This is a genomic window from Pseudomonas fluorescens (genome assembly GCF_902497995.1).
GTDB lineage: Bacteria > Pseudomonadota > Gammaproteobacteria > Pseudomonadales > Pseudomonadaceae > Aquipseudomonas > Aquipseudomonas fluorescens_BK.
The window spans coordinates 61,399-75,772 of record NZ_CABVII010000029.1 but is presented as its reverse complement, the minus strand read 5'-3'; the positions used below and the strand labels follow the sequence as shown (position 1 = coordinate 75,772).

At 59.0% G+C, this 14,374-nt stretch carries 11 protein-coding genes; 7 read left to right on the top strand and 4 right to left on the bottom strand.

The genetic code is table 11. The annotated features are described in order from the left end of the window. Positions 1–446: 446 nt before the first annotated feature. On the bottom strand, positions 447–1,478 hold the full coding sequence (locus F8N80_RS26710; RefSeq protein WP_150785056.1) for an IS110 family transposase: 1,032 nt from the start codon (positions 1,476–1,478) through the stop codon (positions 447–449). Positions 1,479–2,514: 1,036 nt separating this feature from the next. Between F8N80_RS26710 and F8N80_RS26700 the strand changes: the two genes are divergently transcribed. Genes F8N80_RS26700 through F8N80_RS26685 form a run of 4 tightly spaced genes read left to right on the top strand, consistent with a single transcriptional unit; the run spans position 2,515 to position 5,476 of the window. After that, positions 2,515–3,915 (top strand): YfjI family protein, encoded by a 1,401-nt coding sequence (locus F8N80_RS26700; protein ID WP_150785055.1) that lies wholly within the window; start codon positions 2,515–2,517, stop codon positions 3,913–3,915. Continuing rightward, on the top strand, positions 3,899–4,246 hold the full coding sequence (locus F8N80_RS26695) for a hypothetical protein (RefSeq protein WP_150785054.1): 348 nt from the start codon (positions 3,899–3,901) through the stop codon (positions 4,244–4,246). Before F8N80_RS26700 ends, F8N80_RS26695 begins: the two co-directional genes overlap by 17 nt. Further along, positions 4,224–5,204 (top strand): integrase domain-containing protein, encoded by a 981-nt coding sequence (locus tag F8N80_RS26690; RefSeq protein ID WP_150785061.1) that lies wholly within the window; start codon positions 4,224–4,226, stop codon positions 5,202–5,204. The genes F8N80_RS26695 and F8N80_RS26690 overlap by 23 nt, the downstream gene beginning before the upstream one ends. Next, a complete protein-coding gene (locus F8N80_RS26685; protein WP_150785053.1) occupies positions 5,201–5,476 on the top strand; it encodes a hypothetical protein in 276 nt (91 codons plus the stop codon). Before F8N80_RS26690 ends, F8N80_RS26685 begins: the two co-directional genes overlap by 4 nt. A gap of 233 nt (positions 5,477–5,709) precedes the next feature. Here F8N80_RS26685 and F8N80_RS26680 read toward each other — a convergent pair whose 3' ends face one another. From F8N80_RS26680 to pcaF, 3 genes are all read right to left on the bottom strand, one after another. Then, positions 5,710–6,654, bottom strand: a complete 945-nt coding sequence (locus F8N80_RS26680) for an electron transfer flavoprotein subunit alpha/FixB family protein (protein WP_150785052.1) — start codon at positions 6,652–6,654, stop codon at positions 5,710–5,712. Further along, positions 6,655–7,404, bottom strand: coding sequence for an electron transfer flavoprotein subunit beta/FixA family protein (locus F8N80_RS26675; protein ID WP_150785051.1), 750 nt, complete (start codon positions 7,402–7,404; stop codon positions 6,655–6,657). A 99-nt stretch (positions 7,405–7,503) separates the two neighbouring features. After that, entirely contained in the window at positions 7,504–8,703 is a 1,200-nt protein-coding gene (pcaF, locus tag F8N80_RS26670) for a 3-oxoadipyl-CoA thiolase (RefSeq protein ID WP_150785060.1), read from the bottom strand. Between the two features lie 160 nt (positions 8,704–8,863). On the opposite strand from pcaF, the gene F8N80_RS26665 reads away from it, so the two are divergent. From F8N80_RS26665 to F8N80_RS26655, 3 genes are read left to right on the top strand one after another with little or no spacing between them, the layout of a single operon-like run. Next, positions 8,864–10,036 (top strand): acyl-CoA dehydrogenase family protein, encoded by a 1,173-nt coding sequence (locus F8N80_RS26665; RefSeq protein ID WP_150785050.1) that lies wholly within the window; start codon positions 8,864–8,866, stop codon positions 10,034–10,036. Then, on the top strand, positions 10,029–12,119 hold the full coding sequence (locus tag F8N80_RS26660; RefSeq protein ID WP_150785049.1) for an acetate--CoA ligase family protein: 2,091 nt from the start codon (positions 10,029–10,031) through the stop codon (positions 12,117–12,119). The genes F8N80_RS26665 and F8N80_RS26660 overlap by 8 nt, the downstream gene beginning before the upstream one ends. A gap of 10 nt (positions 12,120–12,129) precedes the next feature. Beyond that, positions 12,130–14,202: an FAD-dependent oxidoreductase gene (locus F8N80_RS26655; protein WP_150785048.1), complete on the top strand. Its 2,073-nt coding sequence runs from the start codon at positions 12,130–12,132 to the stop codon at positions 14,200–14,202. Positions 14,203–14,374 lie beyond the last annotated feature (172 nt).

Genomic DNA, 14,374 nt, shown 5'->3' with positions numbered 1-14,374 from the left:
CACAATGAGTTCTCAGCCAAGCCGTTCAAGTGGAATAAAACAGCTGAAGCCATTATCAGCTCGGTACACAAGGCGAAGCTGAGCGTGATAAAAAATAAATTAATGAATTAGCCGCTCAGGCCACTAGCGTAGAGCAGGGAGGAGAAACAATGGGTGAGTCGCCCCGGACTTCCTAGATACTTGATGACCGTATATGGACTCCTCCTCGTTGCAAGCTTCCTTTACTTTGGCGCCCGTGCCGACTGCACACGTATATTCGGCCTCTTACTGCGGCATCGTTTTGATGCTGGGCCATGATGGGCTATTCGCGCGTCCGCTCCCAATCGCTTCTACGTGCTTTACGCACCTGGACATTAAAGGGTTTTGCCGACGCCGGTTCGACCGGTTTGCCATTGCTCGGGTTGCTTCGCAATCGTGGTGTGGGTGCTTCTCCTGGGATGAATGGGTCAGGCCGCTGCCCGATTCGGTTGGTAATCAGTGCCGTTGCGCAGCATCGCCCAGGCCATGCGTGCAGTTTTGTTCGCCAGTGCGATAGCGGCCACGTTGGGATGTGAGCGCTCCGCCAAACGGACAACCCACTGGCTGAGTTGATCGTCCTTGGACTTGGCGGTGCGCAGTGCCGACCGCGCACCGTGGATCATCAGCGTTCGCAGATAAGCATCCCCACGTTTGCTGATGCCAAGCAGTCGATCCTTGCCGCCAGAGCTATGTTGCTTTGGCGTCAGCCCTAGCGAGGCGGCCAGTTGTCGGCCGTTGGCAAATTGACTGGCATCACCGATGGCAGCAATGAGCGCGGTGGCAATCATCGGGCCGACGCCACGCAGCTGTTGTAAACGGACGGCCGCTGGCTCACTTGCTGCGATCGCAGATATCTCGCCATCGAGTTCGCTCACGCGCTCATCAAGTGCGCGCAGATCGTCCCACAAGCCGTTCAGCAGACGACGAAAGCGTACCGTCAAACCGTTATCCGCATCTTCTAGCCAGCACGGTATTGCGCGACGCAGCATCAGTAATTCCTTCGGCGCAATGAGGCCGTACTCGGCGATCAACCCACGAATCTGATTGGCTTTGGCCGTTCGCTGTTCGATTAAGCCGGCCCGGATGCGATGCGTCGCCTGAATATCCTGTTGTTCGATGGTCTTGACGGCGACGAAGCGCATGCTGGGGCGGCTCATCGCCTCACAGATTGCCTCGGCATCGTTGGCGTCGTTCTTGTTGCTCTTGACGTACGGCTTGACGAACTGCGGCGCGATCAGTCTCACCCGAAATCCACGTGCCTGTAGCTGCCGCGCCCAATGGTGTGCACCACCACAACTTTCCATGCCGATTTCACAGCCGGGCTCGATCTTCTCCAGCACCGTTTGAAGCCAGCGATCACGAGGCAGACGCTGCCGCCAGACTGGTTGCTCATGACGATCCACGCCGTGAATCTGAAACACGTTCTTGGCCAAGTCGACCCCAATGCGCATAAGCTTCATGTGTGGACTCCTTCTCACTATTGACTGTGGTTCGCACCTTCAGTCTGGCACTCAAGATGCCGAGGTGAGGAGGAGTCCATCCCATTGCTTCTGGCCGTTCTCCGCCGGTCGTCACTACGGCGTGTGCTGGTCACATCGAATGCAAACGGTTGATCAGCACGAATGCAATTGACTGGTCAGTGACGATGCAAATGGGTGGTCAAGTCCATGCAATGACGCAGGCTCACATTAAAAACCGACGAACGACCACCCGGCCATGGAAAGCCACCGGCCTCCAAGGTCTTCAAGCGCTACCGATTGGCGCAAGATTCGCCCCCAAAATCCGGTTGACCGCGAGCAGAACGAGCGCTAAATCAGAACCGTACTAGCGCTGTCCTCGACAGCACCCAGGTAGCCAGAACCTTTGAGGCTACGCCACATCGTGGTGGTTCACCCCCAATTGCGATTAGCGTCCGGCGGCTCGCACGGTCACAGCGATGTGATGGATGCCCACTCTTCCAGAATGCTCACTGCAGCAACTGATACCCCCTCCTGGCTGCTCTGCAGCAACTTATCCGCTTGGCCATTTCTTGCGCCAACCTGTTGCCCGTCTCTTTGCCCCCTAAAGAGACGGGCGCTCCTACCGCTGCTGCAGCCCAACTCGTAAAAGGTTTTGCGGCACTCCCCCTCGTGACAATCGGCGTGACAAACACCGAATGCTCACTCGCCACAGCGATGCCGATGATGGTGCCGCAGTCCATGGAATGGGCTGCACCTGACTGACAGTCAGGCATGCCCCGGTCATCTCATTACTGCCTTCACCTGACTCAGGATCTCGTGGCACCGGTCTCGTCAGCCAGTACAGCCTCCACCCGCCCACCGCTATCGGTGTTCAGGAGGCCAGATCATGAGATGCCCAAGCTCCCGGTCGTAAGGAGTCGTCAGTCCCGCGTAAGTGGACAAACCTCACAGGTCGCAGGGGCCTTGATCCCTGATAACACTCAACAACCGTGGCGGGATGAGTGAGGACGAAGTCGATAATTTCAGGAGAAGTGCGATGCAACTGTGCGAAGCGTTCGAGCCACCACAACCATTGCTGGAATACCAGCAGGCGCCACTGCCCTACCCGATCGAAGCACTCGGGGAACTGTTGGGCCCTGCGGTCGAACGACTGGCCGAGGTGATCGGCGTACCCTGCGCCATGGCGGCGCAATCGGTGCTGGCTACTACTGCCCTGGTGAGCCAGGGTCATGCCAATGTCCAACTCGATGGCCGAACCTATCCATTGTCCCTCTATCTACTGACGGTGGCGTCCTCGGGTGATCGCAAAAGCGCGGTGGATCAGCTGGCACTGAAGGCGGCGCGCGACTGGGAACGACAGCAGTGGACCCTGTATTCGGAAAAGCTCAAAGCCTATCGCGCTGCTACCAGCCTCATGGTCAAACCCAAAACCTCAACGAAACACGCGGAGACGGAAGGCGGTGAGCTCTCCGAGCCGGTACCGCCGAGACTGATCATTGCCGAACCGACCATTGAGGCCCTGGTCAAAAGCCTGTGCCAGGGCTTGCCCAGCATGGGCTTGTTCAATGATGAAGGTGGCCAGTTCTTGGGCAGCAGCACCATGAGCAAAGAGAACCTACTCAAGGCGATCACCACCTTGTCGATGCTATGGGATGGCAGCCCAATCGACCGGGCCCGCTCCATGGCCGGAGAAAGCCTGCGCGCCTATGACCGCCGCCTCAGCCTACACCTGATGCTGCAGCCCTACCTGGCCAACCAGATTTTCAAAGACCCGGTGATCAATGGCCAAGGCATCCTGGGCCGTTGCCTGATCAGTTGGCCCGAGCGCCTGGCCGGCCAGCGACTTTACAAGGCGATCGACCTGACCCGAGATGCCAAAGTCCAGCGCTACCAACAGCGGATCACCGCCCTGCTGCAAAAGCCCTGGTCGCTTCACAAGGATGGATCACTCAATCCCGCCACGCTGGAGCTGACTCACCGCGCCCGCCGGGCTTGGATTGATATTCACGACACCATCGAGTGCCAGTCTGGCGAGTTCGGCGAGCTCGCCGGCGTCCAGCCTGTCGCGGGAAAGGCCGCGGCGAATGTGCTGCGCATCGCGGGCGTGCTGGCCATGGTTGAAGAGGCCAGTGCGTTGGACGAAGCACACATCCAGCGCGCCTCCACGCTGATGGATTACTACCTGGCCGAGATTCAGCGCCTGACCGAACAGGAGCCGGTCAATTGCCGACGCGAGGAAGCGGATCGGCTACTGCGCTGGTTGGTGCAGAAAGGCTGGACCCAGTTCACCATCCGCGACGTCAATCGCAACGGTCCTCGTTTTGCTCGCAAGAGCGCTGACCATACGGCCTCTTTATTGGTCGTACTGATCACGCATCGCTGGCTGAGCAGCCGCGACGGAAAAACGTTCGAGGTCCGTCATGTTTCGCCTCAATGACGCGGTGCGCCGTTACCAAGCGCAACATCAAGCGCCGCCAGAATCAAGGCCTGTCGCCACCTTGTCGCCACGCGCCAGGCCAGAAACGACGCGGGTTGTCGCCGCTGTCGCCGCTGTCGCCACACGACCTCTGGAGCCTACCCACCTCGCCCTGCTGATCGAGCAACTGCGCGAGGAAGGGGCACTGCTGCAACACCAGGAGAACGCCCTCCTGATCCGCCCGACACACTGGCAGCAGGTGGACAGGGTCAGCCCTCACTGGAAAGCCCTGCTGCTTTTTCTGCAAACAAACGAAAACGGTGATGATGATGGCTCTGGTCGGTCGGCGTGAGGGTCGCAACTTTGGCTATGGCCGCCAGCTGAGCTACGCCGGCCCACAAGCGCTCAAGGATCTGTTTGCCGGCGGCCACTTCGCCACGGTCAAAGCGCATAGCGATCGCTGGCAAGCGTTCGTGCGTTGGTGTCGATCAGAGGACGGCCCCGGTTACAACGATGCACGCCAGATCGATAGACAGACGCTGCAGGACTACGCCGCGTACCTGCGCCAGCAGATCCAGCAAGGTGAACTCTGCATCGCCACCGCGCAGAACCGCCTGAGCAGCGTCAACCGCACCCTCGCTGCGCTGCGCGGTGATCAGGACGTGAGGATCGCCAGTCCGAGTCAGGCGTTAGGACAGCAGCGCTCGACCGTACGCACCCGCGCGCCGGATGGCCAAGACCGCCAACAGATGCGGCGAGTGCTTGAGGTGCTTAGCGAACAGCGGCATGACCGAGTGGCCGCTGTTGTTTGTTTGGCCCGAGCAACCGGTATGCGCCTGCGCGAAGCGATCCTGGCTGACCTGCCACGCTTGCACCGCGAAGCCGAACACTTAGGCCGCATCAACATCCAGGACGGCACCAAAGGCGGCCGCTCAGGGGCATCAGCGCCGCGATGGGTTGTGGCCAATGACGCGGTGAAGGCGGCCCTGCAGTTGGCTCGTCATGCGTCGCCGCCCCGCAGCCGCAACTTACTGGCCCGAGACGAAAGCTACGCAGTGTTCCTGCAACAGACCGTGCTCCCCGCCCGCGAAACGCTGCATGAACACGGACTGAAGGGCTTCCATGAACTGCGAGCGGCCTACGCCTGCGAGCGTTACGAGCAGCTCACGGGCCACGCTGCTCCGGTCAATGGTGGCCACGGCTATCGCATTGACCGCGACCTTGATCAACAGGCGCGCCAACAGATCAGCCTTGAACTCGGGCATAACCGGATCGATGTGGTGTCGGCCTACATTGGAGGTCGAGCATGACCAAATCCTTCGATATGGCGCTGTTCCTGAGCGGCGTACTGACTGGCTCGAATACCACCCAGCAACGACACCTAAGGCAAGCCCGAATCATGCAAGCGGCCATTCAACAACGATGGCAACGCGATAATCCCTGGACCTGGCAGCTCAAACATGTGCGCTGGTTTTTCACTCAGCACCTGAAAGACCACTCCGACACTAGCCGATATTACTATCGGCTCACTGCCCTATTGGTCTGGAGACGATTAGGAAATGACCGAAAAATGCTGATCTAACACTCGAGTCATGGATAGGCAGCCCTCCAGCCTCACTTGTCTCCCGTCATCCCTCTCAGCGTGGATACTCTCTTGCGGATAAACCTGCTCGCAAAACACCGCAGCAATGGTAAAAAACAGGCCAAAAGCGGTCTGGCTGCTGAATAAAGATTCCCCCGCATACATTCACGCTAAAGAAATCGAAACTGTAGCGGGATTTGAACAGGTACGCCGCTACAGCAGGTCAATCAGAATCAAGCAGTCAAAACCAGTTCCGGAATGGCTTCGAACAAATCCGCCACCAGGCCATAATCAGCCACCTGGAAGATCGGCGCTTCTTCGTCCTTGTTGATCGCAACGATCACCTTGGAGTCTTTCATGCCGGCCAGGTGCTGGATCGCGCCGGAGATACCGACCGCGATGTACAGCTGTGGAGCAACGATCTTGCCGGTCTGACCGACCTGCATGTCGTTGGGGACGAAACCTGCGTCGACCGCGGCGCGGGAAGCACCGACAGCAGCGCCCAGCTTGTCGGCCAGGGCGTACAGGTGTTTGAAGTTGTCGCCGTTCTGCATGCCGCGGCCGCCGGAAACGACGATCTTGGCAGCGGTCAGTTCCGGACGATCGGACTTGGCCAGTTCTTCGCCAACGAAGCTGGAAATGCCAGCGTCGTGGGCAGCCGCAACGGCTTCAACCGATGCCGAACCCCCAACAGCTGCCACCGGGTCGAAACCGGTAGCACGCACGGTGATCACTTTCACCGAAGCGTTCGACTGAACGGTAGCGATGGCGTTACCGGCGTAGATCGGACGCTTGAAGGTGTCGGCGCTTTCGACCGAGATGATCTCGGATATCTGGTCAACGTCCAGCTGGGCGGCAACGCGCGGCAGGATGTTTTTGCCGTTGGAAGTGGCGGCAGCCAGAATGTGGCTGTAACCCTTGCCCAGCTCTGCTACCAGAGGAGCGACGTTTTCCGTCAGTTGGTGAGCGTAGGCGGCGTTGTCGGCCACCAGCACTTTCGCCACACCAGCGATGTTCGCCGCGGCTTCAGCAACTGCACCGACAAATGCGCCCGCCACCAGCAGATGAATCTCACCGCCGATTTTGGCAGCGGCGGCCACGGTGTTTAGCGTGGCCGGGGCCAGCACCTTGTTGTCCTGCGCGTCTTTGGAATAATCAGCAATCACCAAAATAGTCATTCAGATCACCTTCGCTTCGTTTTTCAGTTTCTCGACCAGTTCAGCCACCGACTTGACCATGATCCCCGCGCTGCGTGCAGCCGGCGCTTCGACTTTCACGGTGGTGTTGGTGGAGGCGGTGGAAACGCCCAAAGCGTCCGCAGTCACTACTTCGAGCGGCTTCTTCTTGGCTTTCATGATGTTGGGCAGGGACGCATAACGCGGCTCGTTCAAACGCAAGTCGGTGGTGACGATCGCCGGCAGTTTCAGGGCAACCGTCTGCGCGCCGCCGTCGACTTCGCGAGTCACGGCAATCGTGTCGCCGCTGATGTCGACTTTCGATGCGAACGTACCCTGACCATAGCCGCTCAATGCCGCGAGCATCTGGCCGGTCTGGTTGTTGTCGCTGTCGATGGCTTGTTTACCAAGGATCACCAGCCGGGGCTGTTCCTTGTCGACCACCACCTTGAGCAGCTTGGCAACGGCGAGCGACGTCAGGTCTTCAGCGGACTCGACGAGGATGGCGCGATCGGCACCCAGGGCCAGCGCGGTGCGCAGTTGCTCCTGGGCAGTGGACGGGCCGACGCTGACGACAACGATCTCGCTGGCAATGCCCTGCTCTTTCAAGCGTACGGCTTCTTCCACGGCGATTTCGCAGAACGGGTTCATCGACATCTTGACGTTGGCGAGGTCGACGCCGGAATGGTCCGCCTTGACGCGAACTTTCACGTTGTAATCCACAACGCGTTTGACAGCTACCAGGATTTTCATTGATTCACTTATCATCGTTAAAAAAGTGCAATCTGATACTCCAGCCATGTGTGTCCGCTGGAAGCTTATAGTCGTGAATCGGTTGAGTTAGCGTTTTATTCATACCCGCTCGATCACCATCGCGATGCCCTGCCCCACACCTACGCACATCGTACATAAGGCGTAACGGCCGCCGGTGCGTTCTAACTGATTGAGCGCAGTAGTGACCAAACGTGCGCCGCTCATGCCCAGCGGGTGACCCAGAGCAATAGCACCGCCATAGCGGTTGACACGGATATCGTCGTCGGCCAGTCCCAGTTGTCGGAGAACGGCAAGTCCTTGGCTGGCGAAGGCCTCATTAAGTTCGATGACGTCAATGTCATCCAATGTGAGCCCTGTCAGCTTTAGTACTTTAAGGGTGGCGGGTACGGGGCCCATGCCCATGATGCGCGGGGCAACGCCAGCTGTTGCAGTACCGAGGACCTTCGCACGAGGTTTCAGGCCGTGGACTTCGCAAGCGTCCAAGCTGGCCATCAATAGGGCGCAGGCGCCGTCGTTTACACCACTGGCATTGCCTGCTGTGACAGTGCCGCCAGTACGTACAACCGCCTTTAGCTGGGTCAACGCTTCCAACGAGGTAGCTCGCGGATGCTCGTCGCGCTGGACCACAAGAGTTGCGCCCTTACGCTGCGGCACATGTACCGGCACGATCTCGTCGGCAAACAGGTCTTCAGCCTGCGCGATGGCAGTTTTCTCCTGGCTGCGCAGCGCGAAACGATCCTGATCCTCGCGGGAAATACCGAACTCATCTGCGACGTTCTCAGCGGTTTCCGGCATGGCATCGACGCCGTATAGCTTCTTCATCAGAGGGTTGATGAAACGCCAACCAATGGTGGTGTCCTGCATGGACATGTCGCGTGCGAATGCGGCTTGAGCTTTGCCCATCACAAAGGGTGCGCGACTCATCGACTCGACACCACCAGCAATCATTATCTGGCACTCACCCGAGCTGATCGCTCGCGCCGCTATACCGATAGCATCCAGGCCGGAGCCGCAAAGGCGATTAACGGTACTGCCTGGAACAGTTTCCGGCAGGCCGGCAAGTAAAAGCGCCATGCGCGCGACATTTCGATTGTCCTCGCCAGCCTGGTTGGCGCAACCGTAGATGACATCGTCCACGGCCGACCAGTCGACCCCTGGATTTCTCTCGACTAGCGCGCGAATGGGGATCGCCGCGAGATCATCTGTGCGAACCGAAGCCAACGCGCCACCAAAACGGCCAATGGGTGTTCGAATCGCGTCACAGATATAGGTATGCATGGACAGTGCCCCAAGTAGGTGGAAAACACGGCGATGGTATCCAGACATACGGGCATACAAGGTTTCGAATATGTCATGTGAGGATGATTTTTGGGAAAACAGATACGGCACCGCTTTGGTTAGCATCAGTTCATCGATCATCCATCAGCGAGTCTGTGCCATGAATTTCCATTTAACAGAAGAACAACAAGCATTCTCTGACTCCATACGTCGCTTCGCTCAACGTGAGCTGGCGGATGGTGCGCTGGAGCGCGCGCATTCTCAGGACTACCCTTGGGAAATCGCCGCCAAACTTGCCCACCAAGGCCTGCTGGGCATTACGATTAAAGAGGAAGATGGTGGAATTGGCGGTACCCTGATGGATGCAGTAATTGCGATTCAGGAACTTGCGCTGGTATGTCCAAAGAGCGCTGACGTGGTGCAGGCTGGCAACTTCGGGGCCATCCGCACTTTTGCTGAATATGCTTCTCCGGAACTGAAGGAGCGCTTCCTTCCCGATCTGATTGCCGGGAAAAGCCTGTTGGCTCTGGGCATGAGCGAGCCGGGAGCTGGTTCCGCCGTCACCGAGCTTAAAACCTCCGCGATCGAAGATGGTGACCACTTCATCATCAACGGCTCCAAGGTGTTTTCCACCCACAGCCCCCACGCTAATACTTTCCTCATCTATGTACGCTTCGGACCAGGCCTGAATGGGATCGGCTCAGTAATCGTTGAGCGCGGAACCCCAGGCTTCGAGGTCGGCCAACCTTCCCCCTTCATGAGTGGCGAGGAGTGGTGCCAGCTGTACTTTGCGGACTGCCGTATTCCCAAGGCTAACGTCCTGCTCGGCCCGGGTGGTTTTAAAAAGCAGATTTCCGGATTCAACGTAGAACGTATTGGTAACTCTTCCCGCTCTCTGGCGCTGGGACGTCATGCTTTCAACGTGGCCCGGGAACACTGCCTGACCCGCGAGCAGTTCGGTCGTAAACTATGCGAGTTCCAGGGCTTGCAATGGAAGTTCGCTGAAATGGCGGTCAAACTGGAATCGGCCCAACTGCTGCTGTACCGCGCTGCCGTTAATGCTGACGGTGGCTTGCCTTCCGCCTATGAAACGAGCGTGGCCAAATTCGCTTGTAATACGGCAGGGTGGGAAGTTTCGAACGAAGCTCTGCAAGCAATGGGAGGCTACGGTTACTCCTCGGAGGCGCTGGTTGAATACTGCGTCAAACGCATCCGTGGCTGGATGATCGCAGGCGGATCTCTAGAAGTGCTGAAGAATCGTATCGCCGAAGACGTCTTCGATCGTCGTTTCGACCAGCGTCCGCCAAAAGTTGAAGGGGCCAAGCATGCATAAGATGATCGATCCTGCCGTCGCGAGTGCCCTGCTGCGACCCACGAGCATTGCGCTGGTCGGTATTTCCGACGACACCAGCAAAACCGCATCCCGTCCGTTACGTTTTTTGAGGGCTGCCGGCTATGCCGGCACCATTTACAACGTCAACCCTAGCCGTACTGAAGTTCAGGGTGAGAAGGCCTATCCGTCCCTCTCAGCACTGCCGGAGGTGCCGGAACACGCATTCATCCTGACCAACTCCGATCTAGCCGTTGAGGCTGTTGCCGAGTGCGGCCGCTTGGGTATTCGCGTTGCGACCATACTGGCCGGTGGCTTCTCCGAATCAGGGACTGAAGGATGTGCCCGTGAGGAGCGACTGCGCCAGATCGCCGAGCAAACCGGTGTACGCATTCTTGGGCCGTCCAGCCTGGGTGTGGTCAACCTGCATCATCAACTGATCCTGACCGCTAATGCTGCGTTCGCTGAACCCAACCTGCCTCTTGGCGGCATCTTTTGCGCCTCGCACAGTGGCAGCATGCTAGGTGCCTTGGCCTCTCGGGGTCGCACCAAGGGTGTGGGCTTCGCCGGCCTGGTCTCGGTGGGCAGCGAAACCGACCTAAGCATCGGGCAGATTTGTGAAAGCACCCTCGATGATCCAAGTATTACCGGCTACATGCTTTTCCTCGAATCACTGAACCACGCCGAGGATATGCGTCGTTTCGCTTTGGGTGCTGCCAAGCGCGGCAAGCCAGTGGTGGCTTATAAATTAGGACGCTCCGACGTCGCTGCCGAACTGGCTGTTTCCCACACGGGAGCACTCGCCGGCGAAGATGCGGTGGCCGAAACATTTTTCCGCGACTGCGGCATAGCCCGTGTTGAAACCCTGGAAGGTTTCCTCGAAGCCTTGCCGTTATTGGCGCAACTGCCGTTGAAAGATCTACGCAGCACTGCGGGGAGAAAACCAACAGTCGGCGTCGTCACGACCACCGGCGGCGGCGCTGCCATGGCTGTCGATCAGCTCGGCATACGCGGTGTATCGGTGGTAGCTCCCACCGATGAAACTCTGGCTCGCTTGGCTGAGCGCGGCATCGTGGTGAACCACGGTGGCATTATCGACCTCACGCTGGCCGGCACCAAGTATGACGTGATGAAAGCCGCCTTGGAGGTCATGCTGACCGCCCCAGAATTCGACATGGTCGTCGCCACTGTTGGCTCCTCGGCGCGCTACAACCCGGAGCTGGCGGTTAAGCCGGTGGTCGACTCGTTTGGTTTCAGCGACAAGCCCCTGGCCTGTTTCGTGGTACCGGAAGCAGCCTCCGCCCTGCAGCTACTGACGGAAGCAGGTGTTCCATGCTTTCGTACCCCGGAAGCCTGTGGGGACGTCATCGCCGCCTGCTTCGCCCGCCGCAAACCTGGCGAACCGGCGCCAGAACCCGCTGCACCGCAAGGCGAACGCATGCTCAACGAGGCGGACGCTTACGCAATGATCGCGCCGTTAGGCGTTCCCCATGCGGCGTATACCGTGCTGGATGTAAACCAGCCTGTGCCGGATTTGCCCTTCGACTATCCGGTGGTGGTCAAGGTGCTGCATGAGGAAATCGCCCACAAGACCGATGTCGGAGGCGTGGTGCTGCCAATTCACGATGCCACGCAGCTGGCAGAAGCCATGCGCCGCATCGTCGACAACGTTGCCACCCACCTGCCGCATTTGACCGTGGACAAAGTCCTGGTTCAAGCCATGGGCAAGGGACTGGGTGAAGTATTGGTGGGTTACCGCCGCGACCCCGATGTCGGTCCGCTGGTGATGCTGGCGGCCGGTGGCATTCTCACCGAAATCTACTGCGACCGCGCCATGCGCCTGGCCCCGGTCAGCGTCGAACAGGCACGTGAGATGGTGGGTGAAGTAAAGGCATTGAAAGCACTTGCCGGCTATCGCGGCCGTCAGGAAGGCGACCTGGAAGCCGTCGCTCAGGCAGTCAGCGCCTTCTCCCAACTGGCCTTGCAACAGGACTGCCAGGTGCTGGAGGCAGAGATGAACCCGCTGCTGGTGAAAGCCAAAGGCGAGGGTGTCGTCGCAGTCGATGCATTGGTAAGGATTGCCTGAGGAGAAGCCCATGAACACGCTCATCACCCTTGAGCGTGACGGCAACGTCGCGCTGATTTATATCAACAATCCCCCGGTCAACGCTGGCTCGCTGGAGGTCCGCCAGGGCCTGCTCGATGCGATCAAGCAAGTTGAAAATGACTCGGACTTGGTCGGCGCGGCCTTGATTGGCGCCGGCAAGATGTTCATTGCTGGCTCCGATCTCAGCGAGTTCGGCAAACCGCTGGAAAGTCCTCAACTGCCCGAAGTCATCAGTGCCATAGAGCAGTGCAGTAAGCCGATCATCGCCGCGATCCACGGGGCGGCGCTCGGTGGCGGTTTCGAACTGGCCTTGGGGTGCGACGCCCGCGTCGCCTCGCAAGGCAGTTTGCTGGGCCTGCCCGAAGTGACTCTAGGCATGATACCGGGCGCGGGTGGCACCCAGCGCCTTCCGCGCCTGACCGGCATTCCCAAAGCGATCGAACTGATCTGCGCCGGCACCCGCGTCTCAACTGCGGAAGCCTTCACGCTGGGAATGATCGATGCCATTGCAGAAGGCGACCTGGCCAGTTTCGCGGCGAACTACGTGCGCAACATGGATGGAAAATGCCGGATTCGCGATCGCGATACCCAACCCTGCGATGCTGAACAGGTCGAGCAGGCAAGTGCCAAGGCACTGAAAGCAGGCAAGTATCGGCCGCAGGTCAGTAAAGCGATCGCTGCAGTGCTGAATGCTGGCAGCCAGCCGATAGACCTTGCCCTCACCTCCGAGCGCGAGGTCTTCCAGCAACTGCGCATGTCTAATGAAGCGTTGGCATTGCGTCACCTGTTCTTCGCTGAGCGCCAGTCGGCGAAGCGTGTAGAACTGAAAAATGTCGAGCCTCGCCCCGTCAGCCGAGTGGCCGTCATAGGCGCCGGCACCATGGGCAGTGGTATTGCCTTGGCCTTCCTTCAGGCCGGTCTGGACGTGGTTCTGTTGGAACAGGACGAAGCGGCGCTGCATCGTGGTCAGGAGCGCATAGGGGGCGAGTACCGACGGCGGGTCAAGTCCGGCCGCATCAGCCAGGCCCAGGCAGACAACGAACTGAGCCATTTGCACGCCAGCACTGACTGGGCGCAGATTGCCTCGGTGCAGCTGGTTATTGAAGCGGTCTTCGAAGACCTCACCGTCAAGCGCAACCTGCTGCGTCAGATCGAGCCACTGATGGACAAGGACGCCATTTTCGCGACCAATACCTCATATCTGGACGTGGACCAGATCGCCGAGGTGGCTAAGCATCCACAGCGGGTCATCGGCCTGCACTTCTTCAGTCCGGCCAACGTCATGCGCCTGGTGGAAGTGGTGCGCGGCATGTACACCGCTGCTGAAGCCCTCAGCACCGGCTTTGCGGTAGTACGCCGCCTGGGTAAGCTGCCAATCCTTGCCAACAACGCATTCGGCTTCATCGGTAACCGCATTTACGCAGCCTACCGTCGTGAGTGCGAGTTGATGCTGGAAGAAGGCGCGCTGCCGGCTCAGATCGACGCCGCGCTGGAATCCTTCGGGATGGCGATGGGTCCCTTTGCCGTTGCCGACATGTCCGGTCTCGACATCGCTTGGCGCATGCGCCAGGCACGTTCCCATCTACGCGATGGCAATTCACGCTATGTGGACATTCCCGACCTGCTGTGCGAGCAAGGCCACTTCGGGCGCAAGACCGGCTCGGGGTATTACCTGTATGACGAGCAAGGGCGCCGCAGCGAAGATCCAAATGTGAATGACCTCATCGTGCAGGAGTCTGTGCGCAAGGGCATCGAGCGCCGCGTCTTCAGCCGTGACAATATTGTCGACCGGGCATTGCTGACGATGGCCAACGAAGCTGCACTGCTGCTGGCCGAGGGTGTTACCACGCGCTCCAGCGACATTGACCTGGTCATGGTCAATGGTTTCGGTTTTCCTAAATGGGAAGGTGGTCCGTCGTTCTGGGCGGCCCGTCAGTCACTGACCAGTCTCAAGGTTCGCCAGGCAACCATGGCGGACATGAGCGGCTCGAGCTTTGTAAAAGGCGACCTGGCAATGTTCCATCACCTGGATGCTCTGCAACAGGGTGCCTCCACCGTCTGAATAAGCCTCATTAAACAACAAGGCCCCGGGCAGGTGACTGCGCGGGGCCTTGTTGTTTGTGTAGATCGAATGGGGCGCACTTCACCGAAGTGCCAGGGTGCTAGTCAATCGCGTGGAACAGTGCAAGCCGCTAGTTACGCTGTGTGCGCTCGAATTCAAGAAGGCCACCGGA